Here is a 20854-nt window from a genome sequence, read left to right on the forward strand (position 1 = left end):
ATTCGCATCTAGCCATGCGAATCTGCACCTATAACAGATGCGACACGGAGCGCTATCGATGTCCTCTCGCCTTACTTGCCGGTTTCTTGCCCCTTCTTGCACGCTGTCACTGCTCACCGCCGCCATCCTGATGGCCGGCACCGCGCCGCTCGCCCTGGCCGCCACCACCGTGCAGCCCCCTGCACGCAACATGGGCGACTACACCTTTGCCATCGCCCGGCAACCCCTGGTCTCGGCCCTGAATGCATTCACCGCGGTCACCGGCTGGCAGGTCGGCCTGCCGGCGGAACTGGCCGAAGGCGTCGCATCGCCAGGGGTGAACGGCTCGCTGCCGCCGGAAAAAGCCCTGGAACGCCTGCTGGCGGGGACCCAACTGAGCTATCGCAAGCTGGGCGACAACAGCATCGTCCTGGAAAAACGCAGCCGCGGCAGCGCGCTGGAACTGCAGCAGGTGACCATCAGTGCCACCCGCCAGGAACAGGACATCACCAGCGTACCGAGCACGGTCACCGTCCACGACCGCCAGGTGCTGGACCGCAACAACGTCAATACCCTCAAGGACCTGGTGCGCTATGAACCGGGCGTATCGGTGGGTGGCGCGGGCCAGCGCGGCGGCATCAGCGGCTACAACATCCGCGGCATCGATGGCAATCGGATCCTGACCCAGGTCGACGGCGTGGAAATACCCGGCGGGTTCTTCAACGGCCCCTACGCCAAGACCCAGCGCAACTACGTCGACCCGGAAATCATCAAGCGCGTGGAAATCCTCCGCGGCCCGGCCTCGGTGCTGTACGGCAGCAATGCCATTGGCGGTGCCGTCAGCTACTTCACCCTCGATCCGGACGACATCATCAAGCCGGGCGAGGACGTCGGCGCGCGCCTGAAGACCGGCTACAGCTCCGCCGACGAGAGCTGGCTCAAGTCCGCCACCGTCGCCGGCCGTAGCGGCCCAGTCGATGGCTTGCTGCACTATAGCCAGCGTGACGGCCACGAAACCGAGTCCTACGGCAGCCACAACGGCACCGGCCTGGACCGCACCGCCGCCAACCCTGAAGACGTGCGCACCTACAACGTGCTGGCCAAGCTCGGCTGGAACTATCGCGATGACGCACGCCTTGGCCTGGTCTACGAGAAATACAAGGACGACCGCGACAGCGACCTGAAAAGCGCCTATGGCGGCCCCTACGCCAACGGCCAGCCGGCGATTCCCGACTTCGTACTGCCCGGTGGCATGTACCAGTGGCGCACCGGCAACGACACCATCACCCGCGAGCGTTTCGGCCTGGAACACAGCTTCGCCCTCGACAGCCCGCTGGCCGATCACGTCAAGTGGAGCTTGAATCACCAGGTCGCCAAGACCGACCAGAGCACCGCCGAGTTCTATTTCCCGATCACCCGCCAGGTCCTGCGCACCCGGGAGACCCTCTACGAAGAGAAGCAGTGGGTCTTCGATGCGCAACTGGACAAGGCCTTCAGCGTCGCCGACACCGACCACGCCTTGACCTACGGCACCACCCTCAAGCAACAGAAAGTCACCGGCTCGCGTAGCGGCAATGGCGTGTGCCTGGCGGTCGGCGTCGGTTGCTCGGCGGTGGGCGCCATCAGCACCCGGGACGTGCTGGCAAAAGCCAGTGACTTCCCCGACCCGACCATCAACACCTACAGCCTGTTCGCCCAGGACCAGATCAGTTGGGACAAATGGACCTTCACCCCCGGCCTGCGCTACGACTACACCCGGCTCAAGCCGCACCTGACCGAGGAATTCCTCAGTACCGTGGACCCTACCGGCGGCGGCACAGTCAGCGGCAAGAACAAGACCTGGCATCGCGTCTCGCCCAAGTTCGGCGTGACCTACGCCCTGAGCGATGAGTACACCTGGTACGGCCAGTACGCCGAAGGCTTTCGTACCCCGACCGCCAAGGCTTTGTATGGTCGTTTCGACAACCCCGGCGCCGGCTATAGCGTAGAACCCAACCCCGATCTGGAACCGGAAAAAAGCCAGGGCTACGAGACCGGCCTGCGTGGCCGTTTCGATTCCGGTTCGTTCGACGTGGCGGTGTTCTACAACAAGTACCGCGACTTCATCAACGAGGACGCCATCACCCCCGGCGACGACCAGTTGACCTTCCAGAGCAACAACATCAAGCACGCCACCATCAAGGGCGTCGAAGCCAAGGGGCGCCTGGACCTTGATGTGCTGGGTGCGCCAAAAGGCCTTTACACCCAGGGTTCGGTGGCCTACCTCTACGGTCGCAACAACGACACGGGCGAACCGCTCAACAGCATCAACCCGCTCACCGGCGTGTTCGGCCTGGGCTACGACCAAGAGCAGTTCGGCACCTTGCTCAGCTGGACCCTGGTCAAGAAAAAGGACCGCGTCGACGACAGCAACTTCAACTCGCCTGATGGCGTGAGCAGCCAATTCAAGACACCAGGCTTCGGCATCCTCGACCTGACGGGTTACTACAAGGTGACCGGCGACGTGACCGTCAGCGGCGGCCTCTACAACCTCACCAACAAGAAATACTGGCTGTGGGATGACGTGCGCGGCTACGACAGCGTCGGCGAAGCGGCCGTGCTGAGCCCCGCCAACCTCGATCGCCTGACGGCGCCCGGGCGTAACTTCGCGGTGAACCTGATCTGGGATATCTGACCAAGATTTTTGTCGGCAAGCCAAATGCCCTGTGGCGAGGGAGCTTGCTCCCGCTGGACTGCGCAGCAGTCCCAAGAACTTGCGGTCGCTGCGCAACCGAGCGGGAGCAAGCTGCCTCGCCACAATGTTCCAACTCGAAGGAATTTTTTCATGACCACACAACGTCCCGCTTCACGTTCCCAACGCCTGAACCAGATCACCCACGAGCCCCACGGCAAGCTCGATGCGCTGGTCAAGGCCCACGCCCCGTTCGACACCCCGGCCAGCTTCGCCCGTTTCGTCGTCGCCCAGTACCTGTTCCAGTCGGAACTGGTGGCGCTGTACAACGACGCCGAACTGGCCGCCTTGATTCCCGACCTGCCGTCCCGCTGCCGTGCCGACGCAGCCAAGGCGGATCTCGCCGACCTGGACACCGAAGTCCCTGGGCCGGTGGCCGGTGCGGTGAAAAACCCGACCCAGGCCGAAGCCCTGGGCTGGCTGTTCGTCTCCGAAGGCTCCAAGCTCGGCGCCGCCTTCCTGATCAAGCGTGCCGTAGGCCTGGGGCTGAGCGAAACCTTCGGCGCCCGGCACCTGGCCGAACCCGCCGGCGGACGCGCCGAAGGCTGGAAAACCTTCACCCGCACCCTCGATGGCCTGACCTTCACCGCACAACAGGAAGCCGAGGCGGACAAAGGCGCGCTGGATGCCTTTAACCGCTTCACGGTGCTGTTGGAACAGGCTTACGCGACCGAGTTGGCCTGATTCACACCACTCCCACAGGAGATTCATGGTCAATGCATAAACCCGTGTGGGAGCGAGCTTGCTCGCGATGGCGTCAGATCAGTCGACCTACATGCGCCTGACACACCGCTATCGCGAGCAAGCTCGCTCCCACAAGGTAAAGCGCATGTTGGATATCAATAGATGAGCCGCACGCCCTCGAAACTCACCCAACTGCTCTTCGCCCTGCTCGCCTACACCAGCCTGGCCATCGGCCTGGTCGCCATCGTCGTGCCGGGACTGCCGACCACCGAGTTCATCCTCTTGGCCGCCTGGGCCGCGACCCGCAGTTCGCCGCGCCTGAGCGCCTGGCTGGAGAACCATCGGCTGTTCGGGCCGATGCTGCACAACTGGCGCAACGGCAAGGTTATCCCGCGCCGGGCCAAGGTCGGTGCCAGCGCCAGCATGCTGCTGTGTGCCGGGCTGATGCTGGTGCTGCTCGACCACGGCTGGCCGGTCTACCTGGCGCTCGCCGGCATGGTCCTGGGCAACCTGTGGATCTGGTCGCGGCCGGAACAAGCGCGAGGTATTCGTGGCGAGGGAGCTTGCTCCCGCTGGGCCGCAAAGCGGCCCCCAACGGATTTTTGATCTATGCTCGCCCTCTGGTTCAGGAGGGGCTTTCGATGGCAGATCTACTCACATCCATGCAAGCCGCGCTCGGCTTGCCCACGACCCCGATCACCTTCAGCGGCGAAGGCGCCCTGCCCTCGGCATTCGCCGTCACGGAGCTGGCCAGCGCCAGCATCGCCGTGGCCGGCCAGGCGACCGCCGCGCTCATCCACCATCACACCGGCCGCCAGCCCCCCGTCGAGGTCGACCGACGCCTGGCATCGTTCTGGTTCGCCACTTCCCTGCGCCCCATCGGCTGGAGTGTGCCGCCGATGTGGGACCCGGTGGCCGGCGACTATGCCTGCGCCGACGGCTGGATTCGCCTGCACACCAACGCGCTGCATCATCGCCTGGCGGCGGAAAAAGTCCTCGGCACCTGCACCGACCGCACCGACATGGCGGCCAGGGTCGCCCGCTGGAACAAGGCCGAGCTGGAGCAAGCCGTGGTCGACGCCGGCGGTTGCGCTGCCCAGATGCGTTCGTGGCAGGCCTGGCAAACTCACCCTCAAGGCATGGCGGTGCATGCCGAGCCGCTGGTGCATCTGAGTGAAACCACTGCAGGACAGCACAAACCCTGGCCTGGCTCCGTGACCCAGCCACTGGCGGGCCTCAAGGTCCTGGACCTGACCCGCGTACTGGCCGGCCCCGTCGCCAGCCGCTTCCTCGCCGGCCTCGGGGCCGACGTGCTGCGCATCGACCCGCCAACCTGGAACGAACCCGGCGTGGTCCCGGAAGTCACCCTGGGCAAACGCTGCGCCCGCCTCGACCTGCATCGAGCCGATGATCGCGCGGCGTTCGAGGCATTGCTCAAGGACACCGACATCCTCCTGCACGGCTACCGTGCCGACGCTCTGGAACGCCTGGGCTACGACGCCGAACAGCGCAGTAAACTGGCTCCGGGCCTGATCGACGTCAGCCTCAACGCCTACGGCTGGAGCGGCCCCTGGCAGAACCGGCGCGGCTTCGACAGCCTGGTGCAGATGAGCAGTGGCATTGCCGAAGCCGGCATGGCTTGGAAACACACCGACAAACCGACACCGCTGCCGGTGCAAGCACTGGACCATGGCACCGGCTATCTGCTGGCGGCCAGCGCCTTGGTGCTGCTGTCCCGGCGCTTGGAAAATGGTCGCGGCGGTTCGGCACGCTTGTCACTAGCGCGCACGGCGAAGCTGCTGATCGAACGTGGCGCCGGCGACCCGACCCCATTGCGGGCCGAGGCCGAAGATGATCACGGGTTGGTCGTCGAACAGACGCCATGGGGGCCAGCCCATCGCCTGCAGGTGCCCTTGAAGATCACCGGGACGCCGCTGCAATGGACTTTGCCGGCGGCTGAGCTGGGGGCGCATCGGGCACGGTGGTGACGCTCGCTACCGGTTAAAACTGCCCCTGTGGCGAGGGAGCTTGCTCCCGCTGGGCTGCGCAGCAGCCCCAGAAAAACAGGGCCGCTACGCGCCCCAGCGGGAGCAAGCTCCCTCGCCACAGGGGGTTCGCCTTGGCATTGCGGTGAACCTCACAACGCCAAAAATCCACTGTACAACCCATACGCCGCTACACCCGCGCCAAACAGCACACAGGCAAAAACACCTTTTTCCACAGCGGTGAATAAGGGCTGTCCCTGTTCCCGCTTGGCCTGGGCGAACAGGATCACTCCGGGTGCATACAACAACGCCGACAGCAGCAGGTATTTCAACCCGCCGGCGTACAACAGCCACACCGCATAGCACAGGGCTACGCCACCGATGCACAGATCCTTCATGCGCTGGGCCGAGGCTCGTTCGTAGGTTTCCCCCCGGACGCACAGCAGCACCGCATAAGCGGCCGACCACAAGTAGGGCACCAGGATCATCGATGAGGCCAGATAAATCAGGCTGGTGTAGGTGCCGGCGGAAAACAGAGTGATCAGCAAAAACAGTTGGATCATGCCATTGGTCAACCACAGCGCATTGACCGGCGCATGGTTGGCATTTTCCTTGGTCAGGAATGCCGGCATGGTCTTGTCCCGGGCGGTGGCGTAGAGGATCTCGGCGCACAGCAGCGCCCAGGACAGCAGCGCCCCCAGTAATGACACCGCCAAGCCCAGGCTGATCGCCAATGCGCCCCAAGGCCCGACAATGTGCTCGAGCACGCCTGCCAGTGACGGGTTCTGCAACTGCGCCAATTCCGGCTGGCTCATGACGCCCAGGGACAACACATTCACCAGCACCAGCAACGCCAGGACACCGAGGAAACCGATCACCGTCGCCCGCCCTACGTCCGCACGTTTCCGGGCCCGCGCCGAATACACGCTGGCGCCCTCGATACCGATGAACACGAACACCGTGACCAGCATCATGTGCCGCACCTGGTCCATCACGCTGCCCAGGTCCGGGCTCATCGTGCCCCAGATATCGCGGGTGAACACCTCGGCCTTGAAGGCCACGGCCGCCAGGACAATGAACATCAACAGCGGCACGACCTTGGCCACGGTGGTCACCAGGTTGATGAACGCCGCCTCCTTGATGCCCCGCAACACCAGGAAATGCACGGCCCACAACAGCAACGATGCACAGCCGATGGCCACCGGCGTATTGCCCTGGCCAAACACCGGGAAGAAATACCCCAACGTGCTGAACAGCAGCACGAAGTAACCGACATTGCCCATCCAGGCGCTGATCCAGTAACCCCAGGCGGACGAGAAGCCCATATAGTCACCGAACCCGGCCTTGGCGTAGGCATACACGCCCGAGTCCAATGCCGGTTTGCGATTGGCCAGGGTCTGGAACACGAAGGCCAGGGTCAGCATGCCGACGGCGGTGATGGCCCAACCGATCAACACCGCCCCGACATCGGCCTGAGCCGCGACGTTTTGCGGCAGGGAAAAGATCCCACCACCGATCATCGACCCCACCACCAGTGCGACCAACGCGCCCAGCGGCAATTTTTCAATCGGTGGCGACATTTCGCCTCGCTATTTAATAATTAAATAAAAGCCCAATAGCGCTTTTGAATAACGCCTACCGTGCAAATTCCGTTGCCTTATTTACTGGCCCTTATTCAATCGCGCTAAATAAAAAGTGCCAGAACAGCCAACTACAAAATAGTTGCGACTCAGCGGAAATCAACTAGCGTGAATAATCCTGTGAGAGCGCAGATTATCGCCATTTTTGCCAAGACCACCTGGAATGGGCCTCTCGAGCAATTAAAACCCCTAATGGACGCTTCAACTCCTTCATTAACAACGGAATGTTGTCATGCACTGATCCAGATCAGCTATTCAAACTTCAAATCGACTTAGCCTGTTGACTCTCTTCTCCTGCATTGGAGTCTCGTACATGTCTGATACGCCCGGAAAACTTCGATTGGGTGCGTTGGTTGCATTGGTCGTCGGCTCAATGATCGGCGGGGGAATCTTTTCCCTGCCACAAAACATGGCAGCCAGTGCCGATGTCGGCGCGGTGCTGATCGGTTGGGCCATCACCGCCGTCGGCATGCTGACCCTGGCCTTCGTGTTCCAGACCCTGGCCAACCGCAAGCCTGATCTGGACGGCGGCGTGTATGCCTACGCCAAGGCCGGGTTCGGCGACTACATGGGTTTTTCGTCGGCCTGGGGCTACTGGATCAGCGCCTGGCTGGGCAACGTCGGTTACTTCGTGCTGCTGTTCAGCACCTTGGGCTACTTCTTCCCGATCTTTGGTGAGGGCAATACCGTCGCGGCGGTAATCGGCGCCTCCGTGCTGCTGTGGGCAGTGCATTTCCTGGTGCTGCGCGGCATCAAGGAAGCCGCGTTCATCAACCTGGTCACCACCGTCGCCAAGATCGTGCCGCTGGTGCTGTTCGTGCTGATCGCCCTGTTCGCTTTCAAGCTCGAGATCTTCACCCGGGACATCTGGGGCACGATGAACCCGGACCTGGGCAGCGTGATGAACCAGGTGCGCAAGATGATGCTGGTCACCGTGTGGGTGTTCATCGGCATCGAGGGCGCGAGCATTTTTTCCGCCCGGGCCGAGAAACGCAGCGACGTCGGCAAGGCCACCGTCATCGGTTTTATCACCGTGCTGCTGTTCCTGGTGCTGGTGAACGTGCTGTCCCTGGGCATCATGACCCAGCCTGAACTGGCGAAGTTGCAGAACCCGTCCATGGCCGCCGTGCTGGAACATGTCGTCGGGCATTGGGGGGCGGTGCTGATCAGCGTCGGCCTGATCATCTCGCTGCTCGGCGCCCTGCTGTCCTGGGTATTGCTGTGCGCCGAGATCATGTTTGCCGCCGCCAAAGACCACACCATGCCCGAGTTCCTGCGCCGGGAGAACGCCAACCACGTACCGGCCAACGCCCTGTGGCTGACCAATGCGATGGTCCAGCTGTTTCTGGTCATAACCCTGTTCTCGGCCAGCACCTACCTGTCACTGATCTACCTCGCCACCTCGATGATCCTCGTGCCGTACCTCTGGTCGGCGGCCTATGCGCTGCTGCTGGCGGTGCGTGGCGAGACCTATGAAGGCTTCGCGGCCGAGCGGCGCAAGGACCTGGTCATCGGGGCCATCGCCCTGATCTATGCGGTGTGGCTGCTGTATGCCGGCGGCATCAAGTACCTGCTGCTCTCTGCCCTACTCTACGCCCCCGGCGCGATCCTGTTCGCCAAGGCCAAGCGCGAGTTGGGCAAACCGATTTTCACCTCTGTCGAGAAGCTGATTTTCGCCGCGGTGGTCGCAGGCGCCCTCGTGGCCGCCTACGGGCTCTACGACGGCTTCCTGACCTTGTAGTTGGCTGATTGTTTTAACGGGAGGATGTGTAATGACCACGGAAAAAGTGAAGTACGGCGTTCATTCCGAAGCCGGCAAACTGCGTAAAGTCATGGTCTGTTCCCCGGGCCTGGCCCACCAGCGGCTGACCCCGAACAACTGCGACGAGCTGCTGTTCGACGATGTGATCTGGGTCAACCAGGCCAAGCGCGACCATTTCGATTTCGTCACCAAGCTGCGCGAGCGTGATATCGATGTGCTGGAAATGCACAACCTGCTGACCGACATCGTCGCCATCCCCGAAGCCCTGGACTGGATCCTCCAGCGCAAGATCAGCGCCAACTCGGTGGGCCTGGGCCTGGTGAATGAAGTCGGTTCGTGGCTGCGCAGCCTGGAACCGCGCCACATCGCCGAATTCCTCATCGGCGGCGTCTCGGCCGATGACCTGCCGGACAGCTTCGGTGGCAAGACTATCCAGATGTTCCGCGACTTTCTCGGACACTCCAGCTTTATCCTGCCGCCGTTGCCCAATACCCAGTTCACCCGCGACACCACGTGCTGGATCTACGGCGGCGTGACCTTGAACCCGATGTACTGGCCGGCGCGCCGACAGGAAACCCTGCTGGCCAGCGCCATCTATAAATTCCATCCGGAGTTCACCCACGCGGACTTCCAAGTCTGGTATGGGGACCCGGACCAGGACCACGGCAACGCCACTCTTGAAGGCGGCGATGTCATGCCCATTGGCAACGGCGTGGTGTTGATCGGCATGGGCGAGCGCTCGTCCCGCCAAGCCATCGGCCAGTTGGCGCTGAACCTGTTCAAGCACAACGCGGTGGAACGGGTGATTGTCGCCGGCTTGCCGAAATCCCGGGCCGCCATGCACCTGGATACCGTGTTCAGTTTCTGCGACCGCGACCTGGTCACGGTATTCCCCGAAGTGGTGAGCCAGATCGTCGCCTTCTCCCTGCGCCCTGACGAGAGCAAGCCTGGCGGCATCGACGTGCGCCGCGAGGACGGCAGCTTCCTCGACACCGTGGCCGCCGCCCTCAAGCTACCCGCGTTGCGAGTCGTGGAAACCGGCGGCAACAGCTTCGCCGCCGAACGCGAGCAGTGGGACGACGGCAACAACGTCGTGGCGGTGGAACCGGGCGTGGTGATCGGCTATGACCGCAACACCTACACCAATACCCTCCTGCGCAAGGCCGGCGTGGAAGTCATCACCATCAGCGCCAGCGAACTGGGCCGGGGCCGGGGCGGTGGCCATTGCATGACCTGCCCGATCATCCGCGACCCGATCGATTACTGACTTCGAGCCGAGGCCGTTCCTTATCCGGAATCGGTCTTGGGGATAACCTACACCAGAGGAGATCCACACCATGGCGTTCAACATGCGCAACCGCAGCCTGCTGAGCCTGATGCACCACACCCACCGCGAGCTGCACTTTCTGCTGGACCTGTCCCGCGACCTCAAGCGTGCCAAGTACACCGGCACCGAACAGCCGCACCTCAAGGGCAAGAACATCGCGCTGATCTTCGAGAAAACCTCGACCCGCACCCGCTGCGCCTTCGAAGTCGCCGCCCACGACCAGGGCGCCCACGTCACCTACATCGACCCGGTGTCGTCGCAGATCGGCCACAAGGAAAGCATGAAAGACACCGCCCGAGTCCTGGGGCGGATGTTCGACGCCATCGAATACCGTGGCTTCGAACAGGAGATCGTCGAGGAGTTGGCCACGTTCGCCGGGGTGCCGGTGTTCAACGGCCTGACCGCCGAATTCCATCCCACCCAAATGATCGCCGACACCCTGACCATGCGCGAACACAGCGACAAGCCGCTGCATGACATCAGCTACGCCTACCTGGGCGATGCCCGCTACAACATGGGCAATTCGTTGCTGATGATCGGCGCGAAGCTGGGCATGGACGTGCGCATCGGCGCGCCAAAAGCCTTGTGGCCGCACCAGGATTTCATCGACCAGTGCCAGGCCTTCGCCGCCGAAAGTGGCGCCCGCCTGACCATCACCGAAGACCCGAGGGAAGCCGTCAAGGGCGTGGACTTCATCCACACCGACATCTGGGTGTCCATGGGCGAGCCGGTTGAAGCCTGGGATGAGCGCATCGAGCAATTGCTGCCCTACCAGGTCAACGCGCAGATGATGAAGGCGTCGGGCAACCCACGGGTGAAATTCATGCACTGCCTGCCGGCGTTCCATAACAGTGAAACCAAGGTCGGCAAGGACATCGCCGCACGCTACCCGAACCTGGCCAACGGCGTGGAAGTGACCGAGGAGGTGTTCGAATCCCCGGCCAACATCGCCTTCGAGCAGGCGGAAAATCGCATGCACACCATCAAGGCGATCCTGGTGGCGGCGTTGGCGGATATCTAGAACCCACTGTGGGAGCGAGCTTGCTCGCGATGGCGAAGTGTCAGCTTGCATTGATGTTGGATGTGCCGCTGTCATCGCGAGCAAGCTCGCTCCCACAAGGGAATCAGGTTGTTCGATCCATTTTTTAAAGGACAGCACCATGCGCATCGTCGTTGCCCTGGGCGGTAACGCCCTCCTGCGTCGGGGTGAACCCATGACCGCAGCCAATCAACGCAGCAACATCCGCACCGCGACCGAACAGATCGCCAAGATCCACCCCGGCAACCAACTGGTCATCGCCCACGGCAACGGCCCGCAAGTCGGCCTGCTGTCGCTGCAGGCGGCGGCCTACACCTCGGTCACGCCGTATCCGCTGGACGTGCTCGGCGCCGAAACCGAGGGCATGATCGGCTACATCATCGAACAGGAACTGGGCAATCTGCTGGATTTCGAAGTCCCCTTCGCCACGCTCCTGACCCAGGTTGAAGTGGACGCCAACGACCCGGCCTTCCAAACCCCCACCAAGCCCATCGGCCCGGTCTACAGCCGGGAAGAAGCACAGGCACTGGCCGCTGAAAAAGGCTGGGCCATCGCCCCGGACGGCGACAAGTTCCGTCGCGTGGTCGCCAGCCCCAGGCCCAAGCGCATCTTTGAAATCCGCCCGATCAAATGGTTGCTGGAAAAAGGCAGTATCGTGATCTGCGCCGGCGGTGGCGGCATCCCGACGATATACGACGCCGACGGCAAGCTGCAAGGCGTGGAAGCGGTGATCGACAAGGACCTGTGCTCGGCGCTGCTGGCCGAACAGCTGGAAAGCGATCTGCTGGTGATCGCCACCGACGTCAACGCCGCGTTCATCGACTTTGGCAAGCCGACCCAGAAAGCCATCGCCCAGGCCCATCCCGACGAACTGGAACGGCTCGGCTTCGCCGCCGGTTCCATGGGGCCGAAGGTGCAGGCCGCCTGTGAATTCGCGCGCAACACCGGCAAGGTCGCGGTGATCGGGTCGCTGTCGGACATCGATGCTATCGTCCAGGGCACCGCCGGCACGCGCATCAGCACGGCGACGCCGGGCATTGTTTATCGCTAACGGGAAAACTTATGCGGCAGGCACGGTGTCTGCCGTTCTCCATGCCTTCGAAGGAGAGTCGTTTATGGCCACGTTCAAACCCGGTCACCTGCACATGGAACGCCATGCGCTGAACAAGGATGATTTCAGCTACAACCTGTGCATCGACTACAAGCTCGATCAGAACGACAAGGGCGAGACGGGCATGTCGTTCCAACTGCACGGCACGGTGGAAGAAAAAACCCTGGACGAGACCTTTTTCCTGGCCAAGGACCAAGCCTTCGACTTCGCCCGCCATGCCACGCGCATCGCCCAGAAATACGGCCTGCCCAAGGCTGCCAGCATCGGTTCGATGCACAAGTACTACGACGAAATGTTCGAAGACGTGCGCCATCAACTGGACGTCAAGCCGGGCGACCCGATGAAGCCGGAGCACCTGGAATAACCCGGTTAAAAGTCCACTCCAATTCCCTGTGGGAGCGAGCTTGCTCGCGATAGCGGTAGATCAGTCGACATACAGGGGACTGACCCGCCCTCATCGCGAGCAAGCTCGCTCCCACAAGGGATATCAGCATTCTGAATACCGAGTCACTTACAAGACCTGCCTGGCTGGCAACTCGCTATAGCTGACCTATGCTGAATACAGTACCCCCGGGTATTCGTTCAGAGGTCACCGCCATGAACATCAAAACAAGAAGACGCCTCGCCATTTTCGTCACTTGCGCCGCTACGCTTGCGCTGTATGGCACTGCGGCCTACCGGGTCGAGCAGGCCAGGCAACTGCCCCGTGAATATGCCAGCTGCAATTTCGAACGCTGCATCCCCCATAGCGCAACCCTGAACGCCCTGCGCTGAGGCGTGGTCAGTCGTCCTGTTGATCGGTCTTGAGCCGGTCCCGGAACGCCTTGGGCGAGATACCGACGCGCCGACGGAACAGCCGAGTGAAGTTGGTCGGGTCGGAAAACCCGAGCAGTTCGGAAATCTCGTAGATGGTCATGCCCGTGTAGGTGAGCAGGCGCTTGGCTTCCAGCAACTGGCGCTCATGCATGATCTGCAACGCTGGCTGCCCCGCCAGTTCGCGACAGGTGCCGTTGAGGTGCGACACGGAAATGCCCAGGCGATGGGCCAGGTCTTCGACCTTGACGTGCTCGCGATAGGTTTCTTCCACCAACTGAATGAAACCGTTGAGGTACTCCCGGGCCCGTTGCGGGCGCTGGGCCTGGGTGTGGCGCTGCATCACCTGGCGGCTGACCCAGACCATGATCACGCTGACCAGCGCATGCATCAGCATTTCCCGGGCCGGTTGATGCCCCATGTACTCATTCTGCAAGGCGCTGAACAGGCTGTTGAGGTACTCGGCATTCTCAAGGGCCGGGTAGCTTTCGGCCTGGGCCAGCACATTGACCGAATGCCCCAGCTGCGCTTGCAGGTGCGTGACCAGCGGCGCCGCCAGCGTCACCACGTAACCTTCCACATCCTCGGAAAAACGAAAGCCATGGACCGACAGCGGCGGCAGGATCTGCACGGCCGGCTCGGTGAGTTGCGTGCGCCGGCCTTCGATTTCCAGTTCCGCCTGGCCCTTGAAGACAAACAGCAACTGGCACAGGTCGGCGTGCCGATGGGGCTTGATTTCCCATTGATGCTCGCGGCTGCGCTTGGAGATGGTCTCGCAATGCAGCAGATCCGGCGTCGGCCATTCCTGGCTCTCACCGTAGAGCTTGAACACCGGGATCGAAGGCAGGTCAGGTTTTTTCATAACGTGGATCCGGGCCTGGGGTTGCGGGCGATAATCGCACCAATTGGCGAAAAGAACAGGTATCGGCTCAGTTTTCCCCTTCAACTGACAGGTCCGCAAGCGAAAAATGCAGGCACTCGGTCCATAACAATCAACACCGACCCTGGTCGCGTGCTTCGTGCGAGTCATAAGAACAATGAAAACCCTCAAGACCCAAGTCGCTATCATCGGCGCCGGCCCCTCTGGCCTGCTGCTCGGCCAGTTGTTGCACAACGCCGGGATCGACACTGTCATCCTCGAACGCCAGGCCCCGGACTATGTCTTGGGTCGCATCCGCGCCGGTGTGCTGGAGCAAGGCATGGTCGAGCTGCTGCGCCAGGCCGGCGTTGGCCAGCGCATGGACGCCGAAGGCCTGCCCCATGACGGCTTTGAACTGGTGCTCAACGATCGGCGGGTACACATCGACCTCAAGGGCCTGACCGGCGGTAAAAACGTCATGGTCTACGGCCAGACCGAAGTCACCCGTGACTTGATGGCCGCCCGCGAAGCCGCCGGCGCCCGCACCCTGTACCTGGCCAGCGACGCCCAGCCCCACGACATGCAAACCGAACACCCCTTCGTGACCTTCGAACATGAAGGGCAAGCCTGGCGCCTGGACTGCGACTACATTGCCGGTTGCGACGGTTTCCACGGCGTGGCCCGCCAGTCCATTCCAGCGGAAAAGCTCAAGGTCTTCGAGCGCGTCTACCCGTTTGGCTGGCTCGGCGTACTGGCCGACACCCCGCCGGTGCACGAGGAGCTGGTCTACGCGCGGCACGACCGCGGTTTTGCCCTGTGCAGCATGCGCTCCAAGACCCGCACCCGTTATTACCTGCAAGTCCCCGCCGAGGAACACGTCGCCGACTGGCCGGACGAGCGCTTCTGGGGTGAACTGAAAAACCGCCTGCCCGCCGACCTGGCCGACGCCCTAGTGACCGGCCCCTCCATCGAAAAAAGCATCGCGCCCCTGCGTAGCTTCGTGGTCGAACCGATGCAGTATGGGCGGATGTTCCTGGTGGGCGATGCGGCCCACATCGTCCCACCGACGGGGGCCAAGGGCTTGAACCTGGCGGCCAGCGATGTCAGCACGCTGTTCAACATCTTGCTCAAGGTCTATCGCGACGGCCGTGTGGACTTGCTGGAACAATATTCGGCCATCTGCCTGCGACGCGTGTGGAAAGCCGAGCGGTTCTCCTGGTGGATGACGTCGATGCTGCACCGCTTCGACGACGACGCCTTCAACCAGCGCATCAGCGAAGCCGAACTGGAGTATTTCCTCGACTCCGAGGCCGGTCGAAAAACCATTGCGGAAAATTACGTCGGGCTTCCTTACGAGGCTATCGAATAGCCGCCTATCGACTTAAACTGCGGGCTTCGTCCCATTCGCCTCTTTGGCGCGACGCCCGCAGGTTCTGTCGTGACTCAGCTCAATACGCACCAAGCCCCAAAACCGGCCATCCGCAGCGTACTGGTTGCCCTGATGCTGGCGATTTTCCTCGGTGCCCTGGACCAGACCATCGTCGCCGTCTCGATGCCGGCCATCTCCGCACAATTCGCCGACGTCAGCCTGCTGGCCTGGGTGATTTCCGGCTACATGGTCGCCATGACCGTGGCGGTGCCGATCTACGGCAAGCTCGGTGACCTTTATGGCCGCCGACCGCTGATGTTGTTCGGCATGGGCCTGTTCACCCTGGCCTCGCTGTTCTGTGGCCTGGCGCAAAACATGGAACAACTGGTACTGGCGCGAATTCTCCAGGGCATCGGCGCCGGCGGGATGATTTCGGTGAGCCAGGCGATCATCGGCGACATCATCCCGCCCCGGGAGCGGGGTCGCTACCAGGGGTATTTCAGCAGCATGTACGCGGTGGCCAGCGTGGCCGGGCCGGTGCTCGGTGGCTACATGACCGAATACCTGTCGTGGCGCTGGGTGTTCTGGGTCAACCTGCCACTGGGCCTCGTGGCCTGGTGGGTGGCCCGGCGCACCCTGGTCGGGCTGCCAGTACCGCAACGCACGCCAATCATCGATTACCTGGGCACCGTGTTGCTGATCATCGGCCTGACGGCATTGTTGCTGGGGATAACCCAGGTCGGCCAAGGCCATGCCTGGCACAGCCCTGAAGTGCTGGGGTTGCTGGGTTGCGCGGGGGTAGCGCTGGGGATGTTCGCCTGGCACGAGCGCCGGGCTCGGGAACCGTTGCTGCCGATGCACCTGTTCGCCAACCGCAGCGCGGTGCTGTGCTGGTGCACGGTGTTCTTCACCAGTTTCCAGGCGATTTCCCTGACGGTGCTGGTGCCGCTGCGCTTCCAGAGCGTGACCGGCGCCGGTGCCGACAGCGCGGCGTTGCACTTGTTGCCGCTGGCGATGGGGCTGCCGATCGGCGCGTATTTCGCCGGCCGCCGAACCTCGGTCACGGGGCGCTACAAACCGATGATCCTCAGCGGCGCCCTGCTCTTTCCATTCGCGATCCTCGGCATGGCCTTCACCGCGCCTGACGCGTTCTGGCTCAGCAGCCTGTTCATGCTGCTCAGCGGCATCGCCTCCGGCATGCAATTCCCCACATCGCTGGTGGGTTCGCAAAACGCCGTGCAGCAACAGGACATCGGCGTCGCCACCAGCACCACCAACCTGTTCCGCTCCCTCGGCGGCGCGGTGGGCGTGGCCCTGATGTCGGCGTTGCTGCTGGCCCTGCTGCAGGATTCAAGCTTCGCCCAGCTCACCGGTTCGTCGCCGCTCGGCGAAGGGCATTCCGGCAACGTCTTGCTCGACGGCCTCAATGCTGCCCCGGGCGAGGCGCAGCATGCCTTGCGCCAGGCGTTGCAGGCGACGTTCCGGCATTTGCTGCTGATCAGCGCGGCGGTGTCGCTGCTGGGGTTGGCCGCAGCGGTGGCGATGCCTAATCGCCTGTTGCGGGGGCGGGATGACAAGGCTGGATAACCTGTAACACACCACCTCTGTGGCGAGGGAGCTTGCTCCCGCTGGGCCGCGAAGCGGCCCCAAAAATGGTGCGGTCGCTGCGCAACCGAGCGGGAGCAAGCTCCCTCGCCACAAAAGCATCGTTGTCACAAAATCTCACTAGGCTGTCGCCACCACCCCCTCCGGCACCACCACTGCACTCATCCCATCCTTCATCCGCTTGGCATCGCGCACGAAGCAGCGTGACGCCAGGAACAGGAACACCATGGTCAGGAGCAGTGCCACCGGGATCAGGTACATCGCGTCATGCAGGCCGATGGCCTTGAAGGCTTCGGTCATCTGCGGGGCGCCTGCGGTCGCCATGGCCGTGCGGGCGAAGTAGTCGGACAAGCCGCCCACCACCACCGGCCCCAGGCCGCCGCCGAGCAAATACAGCCCGGCAAAGTACAACGCCATCGCCGTGGCGCGCAGGCGCGGCTCCACCACGTCCTGGATCGCGGTGTAGACGCAGGTGTAAAAGTTATAGGCAAACAGCCAACCCACACTGAACACCGCCACGAACACACCGATTTCTATGCGCCCGGCATGCAGGGCCCACGCCGTGGTGACCGTCGAAATCGCCAGGCTGAACGCGGCAAACAGCAGGCGGCCGTTGGGCACGCGCTGGTGGATCTTGTCTGCGACCCAGCCGCCCAGGGTGAGCCCGAACAAGCCCGTCACGCCCACCATGATCCCGGTCGCCACGGCCGCCTCGTGCAGCGGCATCAGGAAATAACGCTGCAGCATCGGCACCAGGAATGAGTTGCAGGCATAGGTGGCGAAGTTGAAGCACAGCCCCGCCAGCACCAGCCAAAGAAAGGTCGGAATCGCCAGCACCCGGCGGACCGGCTTGTCGATCTTTTCCTGGGACACCTGCACGGTTTCCGCCGCGCCGCGCTTGGGCTCCTTGATGAAAAACATGAACACCGCCAGCACCAGCCCAGGCACCGCCGCGATGAAGAACGGCGCGCGCCAGCTGTCGAAGGCCTTGACCATCGCGCCGATGGTGAAAAACGCCAGCAGCAGCCCCAGCGGCAGCCCGAGCATGAAAATGCCCATGGCCCGCGCTCGACGATGGGCCGGGAACAGATCGCCAATCAAGGAGTTGGCCGCCGGCGCGTAGCTGGCCTCGCCGATGCCGACGCCCATGCGCACCACCAAAAACGCCCAGAAACTGCCGACCAGGCCGTTCACCGCCGTCAGCCCGCTCCAAGCCGCAAGCCCCCAGCCCATCAATTTGCTGCGCGAACCGTTATCGGCCATGCGCCCCAGGGGCAGGCCGGCAATGGCATAAACGATGGTGAACGCGGTGCCGATGATGCCGATCTGGAAGTCACTGAGGCTCCATTCCATGCGGATCGGCTCAATGATGATCGCCGGGATGGTGCGGTCGAAGAAATTGAACAGGTTGGCCAGGAACAACAGGAACAGAATGCGCCAGGCATTCGCCGCTTGGGTCGAGTTCTGCATGGGTCCGTCTCTTTTTATTGTTTTGGGGCTTCATTGCCAACGCGCTCGAGCCCGGAACCGACAATCTAGTCATGCCCGCCAGCGCTGTCTGTAACTATTCGCAGGGCTGATATCCATCCATGGCAGCGGTTATCTCCAACAATGTTTTTTCAAGCGTTCCAACCGCTATTTCCAACCCTGAAACCAAAATGCTACTACGCTACGTTGGATACCGTGCAACGCCACTGACATTACCCGTGCTGGCCAGTGCCCACCGCGAAGGCCGGATTACCAAGGGATGGAACGAGCTATGGAGTGGCTTGGTTTACATTTCATGACCGAACTGCCCGCAAGCGGGCAGGTCATACTCGATTGCAGCCATAACCCTTTCCTGGTGTTACTGGCCTATCTGGTGGCCTGCACGGCCAGTTTCGCCACGCTGGATATGACCGAACGGGTCGGGAACGTGACAAAAACCGCGTCCCGCCGGCTCTGGCGCTGGGTGGGCGCCGGCTGTCTGGCGGGCGGTATCTGGTCCATGCACTTCATCAGCATGTTGGCGTTCCAGGCACCGATCGAAATCCATTATCACCTGCCCACCACCCTGCTCTCGCTGTTATTTGCCCTGACCGCCTCGTGGCTGGCCATGCACACCCTCAGCCACCCTGAGCTGAAATTCCGGCAGTACCTGCAGGCCGCGGTGTGGATCGGCCTGGGCATTGCGATCATGCACTACGTGGGCATGGCCGCCCTGCGATCCAATGCGATGATCTACTACCAACCGGCCCTCTTCGCGCTCTCCGTCATCATCGCCATCGGTGCCAGCCTGGCCGCCCTGCTGATTGCCAGTCACCTGCGCGATGGCACCGGCATCGTCCATAAACAGCTCAAATACATTGCCAGCCTGGTACTCGGGGCCGGCATCGTCAGCATGCATTTCACCGGCATGGCGGCGCTCAGCCTAGTGCTTCCCGAGGGCAACCTTCATTCGCCGTCCGGCGGCAACAATCACCAGCAAATCGGACTGACCGTCGCGCTGATAACGCTGCTGATCATCGGCAGCAGCATCGGTGCCGCACTGGCGGACAAGAAGCTGCAACACAAGGAGCACGATCTGCAGCGGGTCAACACCCTGGTCAGTGAACTGGATCAGGCACGTCTGTCGCTGCAACAGGTGGCCCACTACGACCCCTTGACCAATCTGCTCAACCGCCGCGGCTTCAACCAGGTCTTTGCCGAAAAGCTCATCGAGAACACCCGCAAAGGCGGCATGCTGGCGGTGATGTTTCTCGATATCGACCACTTTAAACGAATCAATGACAGCCTGGGCCATGATGCCGGCGATGAACTGCTCAAAGCCCTGGCCAGCTACATCAAGGCCTCGGTGCGCAGCCAGGATGACGTGGTGGCGCGTTTCGGAGGCGACGAATTCTGCCTCCTCACCAGCTTGCAGGACCGTGAAGAAGCGCGGCTGATGGCTCAGCGAATCATGTCCAAAATGAAAGAGCCCATCGAATTGTCCGGACGGCGCGTGGTCATGACCACCAGCATCGGCATCAGCCTGTTTCCGGAAGATGGCAAGACATGCGAAGAACTGCTGAAGAATGCCGACCTGGCGCTGTACCAGTCCAAGGACAGCGGCCGTAACGGGCTGCATTTTTTCAGTCCACACCTTACGACCCGCGCCACTCTGGAACTGCAGCTCGAAGAAGAGTTGCGTTACGCCCTGCGCAAAGGCACCGGGTTGATGCTGTATTACCAACCGATCTATGACTTGAGAGTCGGTCGTGTTACCAAACTTGAAGCACTGGTTCGCTGGCAGCACCCGGTACATGGATTGCTGACGCCGGATCGGTTCGTTGGCATCGCGCAAGCCAACGACCTGATGACCGAACTGGACAACTGGGTGCTGCGCAAGGCCTGCGAAGACTTGGGCGCATTGTCCCACTGCGATTGCGCAACGCTCAGAATCGCCGTGAACTGCTCGCCCCTGAACCTGGCGCGAGAAGAACTGGCTGACGAAATCGAACACACCCTTCGCGTCAGCGGGGTGGCGCCACAGCGACTGGAATTGGAAGTGACCGAAAGCGCGCTGATGGGGGATCTTCCCAAGACCCTCATTCTGCTGCGGCAGATTCGAGCCCTTGGGGTCTCATTGTCGATCGACGACTTCGGCACCGGCTATTCATCCCTGTCCTACCTCAGGCGCCTGCCACTGGACACGTTGAAGATCGACCGTTCATTCATCCAGGACATTGCCACGACGCCCCAGGACATGGAAATCGTCCAGGCTATTATCGTCATGGCCCATGCCCTGCATTTACAAGTCGCCACCGATGGCGTCGAAACCTTCGAGCAGTATGACTTTCTCGAAGGCCATGGCTGTGACTTCATTCAAGGCTACCTGCTCAGCCGCCCGGTACCGCTGGCTGAATTGCCGGCAGTGGTGACCGAAATCAATCAACGCACGCACATGAACAACGTCACCGCCATCATTTAGC

16 protein-coding genes are annotated in these 20854 nt (G+C 62.2%); 13 read left to right on the forward strand and 3 right to left on the reverse strand.

All coding sequences use genetic code 11. The features are described 5' to 3' along the window. Window positions 1–58: 58 nt before the first annotated feature. The 4 genes from ACIPQ1_RS08675 to ACIPQ1_RS08690 all read left to right on the forward strand — a co-directional run bounded on the left by ACIPQ1_RS08675 (window position 59) and on the right by ACIPQ1_RS08690 (window position 5382). A complete protein-coding gene (locus ACIPQ1_RS08675; RefSeq protein WP_446533946.1) occupies window positions 59–2653 on the forward strand; it encodes a TonB-dependent receptor in 2595 nt (864 codons plus the stop codon). A gap of 150 nt (window positions 2654–2803) precedes the next feature. Beyond that, the gene (locus tag ACIPQ1_RS08680) at window positions 2804–3394 is read left to right on the forward strand and encodes a biliverdin-producing heme oxygenase (RefSeq protein WP_446533947.1); all 591 of its coding nucleotides are present in this window, start codon (window positions 2804–2806) and stop codon (window positions 3392–3394) included. Window positions 3395–3556: 162 nt separating this feature from the next. Beyond that, window positions 3557–4000: a YbaN family protein gene (locus tag ACIPQ1_RS08685; RefSeq protein ID WP_446533948.1), complete on the forward strand. Its 444-nt coding sequence runs from the start codon at window positions 3557–3559 to the stop codon at window positions 3998–4000. Window positions 4001–4035: 35 nt separating this feature from the next. Further along, window positions 4036–5382 (forward strand): CoA transferase, encoded by a 1347-nt coding sequence (locus ACIPQ1_RS08690; protein ID WP_446533949.1) that lies wholly within the window; start codon window positions 4036–4038, stop codon window positions 5380–5382. A gap of 149 nt (window positions 5383–5531) precedes the next feature. Here ACIPQ1_RS08690 and arcD (ACIPQ1_RS08695) read toward each other — a convergent pair whose 3' ends face one another. Beyond that, the gene (gene arcD, locus ACIPQ1_RS08695) at window positions 5532–6959 is read right to left on the reverse strand and encodes an arginine-ornithine antiporter (protein WP_250963239.1); all 1428 of its coding nucleotides are present in this window, start codon (window positions 6957–6959) and stop codon (window positions 5532–5534) included. Window positions 6960–7332: 373 nt separating this feature from the next. Here arcD (ACIPQ1_RS08695) and arcD (ACIPQ1_RS08700) point away from each other — a divergent pair, with 373 nt between their 5' ends. From arcD (ACIPQ1_RS08700) to ACIPQ1_RS08725, 6 genes are all read left to right on the forward strand, one after another. Beyond that, on the forward strand, window positions 7333–8760 hold the full coding sequence (arcD, locus tag ACIPQ1_RS08700) for an arginine-ornithine antiporter (RefSeq protein WP_217884302.1): 1428 nt from the start codon (window positions 7333–7335) through the stop codon (window positions 8758–8760). Window positions 8761–8791: 31 nt separating this feature from the next. Next, on the forward strand, window positions 8792–10048 hold the full coding sequence (gene arcA / locus ACIPQ1_RS08705; RefSeq protein WP_411386683.1) for an arginine deiminase: 1257 nt from the start codon (window positions 8792–8794) through the stop codon (window positions 10046–10048). A gap of 70 nt (window positions 10049–10118) precedes the next feature. Beyond that, window positions 10119–11129, forward strand: coding sequence for an ornithine carbamoyltransferase (locus ACIPQ1_RS08710; protein WP_446533950.1), 1011 nt, complete (start codon window positions 10119–10121; stop codon window positions 11127–11129). 139 nt (window positions 11130–11268) lie between these two features. Beyond that, complete coding sequence (gene arcC, locus ACIPQ1_RS08715) at window positions 11269–12198, forward strand: carbamate kinase (RefSeq protein ID WP_446533951.1); 930 nt, start codon at window positions 11269–11271, stop codon at window positions 12196–12198. 64 nt (window positions 12199–12262) lie between these two features. Further along, window positions 12263–12622 (forward strand): DUF5064 family protein, encoded by a 360-nt coding sequence (locus ACIPQ1_RS08720; RefSeq protein WP_250963244.1) that lies wholly within the window; start codon window positions 12263–12265, stop codon window positions 12620–12622. Between the two features lie 233 nt (window positions 12623–12855). Further along, window positions 12856–13032, forward strand: a complete 177-nt coding sequence (locus tag ACIPQ1_RS08725; protein WP_162843733.1) for a hypothetical protein — start codon at window positions 12856–12858, stop codon at window positions 13030–13032. 7 nt (window positions 13033–13039) lie between these two features. On the opposite strand, the gene ACIPQ1_RS08730 is transcribed toward ACIPQ1_RS08725, so the two are convergent. Continuing rightward, complete coding sequence (locus ACIPQ1_RS08730; protein WP_305482870.1) at window positions 13040–13933, reverse strand: helix-turn-helix domain-containing protein; 894 nt, start codon at window positions 13931–13933, stop codon at window positions 13040–13042. 175 nt (window positions 13934–14108) lie between these two features. On the opposite strand from ACIPQ1_RS08730, the gene pobA reads away from it, so the two are divergent. Both pobA and ACIPQ1_RS08740 read left to right on the forward strand, forming a co-directional pair. Then, the gene (gene pobA / locus ACIPQ1_RS08735; RefSeq protein ID WP_411386679.1) at window positions 14109–15299 is read left to right on the forward strand and encodes a 4-hydroxybenzoate 3-monooxygenase; all 1191 of its coding nucleotides are present in this window, start codon (window positions 14109–14111) and stop codon (window positions 15297–15299) included. A 69-nt stretch (window positions 15300–15368) separates the two neighbouring features. After that, window positions 15369–16886 carry an MDR family MFS transporter gene (locus ACIPQ1_RS08740; RefSeq protein WP_446533952.1) on the forward strand — a complete coding sequence of 506 codons (1518 nt, stop codon included), beginning with the start codon at window positions 15369–15371 and terminating at the stop codon, window positions 16884–16886. A 138-nt stretch (window positions 16887–17024) separates the two neighbouring features. On the opposite strand, the gene ACIPQ1_RS08745 is transcribed toward ACIPQ1_RS08740, so the two are convergent. After that, on the reverse strand, window positions 17025–18374 hold the full coding sequence (locus ACIPQ1_RS08745; protein WP_053119054.1) for a spinster family MFS transporter: 1350 nt from the start codon (window positions 18372–18374) through the stop codon (window positions 17025–17027). Window positions 18375–18663: 289 nt separating this feature from the next. Here ACIPQ1_RS08745 and ACIPQ1_RS08750 point away from each other — a divergent pair, with 289 nt between their 5' ends. Further along, the gene (locus ACIPQ1_RS08750) at window positions 18664–20853 is read left to right on the forward strand and encodes a putative bifunctional diguanylate cyclase/phosphodiesterase (RefSeq protein WP_446533953.1); all 2190 of its coding nucleotides are present in this window, start codon (window positions 18664–18666) and stop codon (window positions 20851–20853) included. The last annotated feature ends 1 nt before the right edge of the window (window position 20854 follow it).

Source organism: Pseudomonas sp. LARHCG127 (assembly GCF_052871455.1).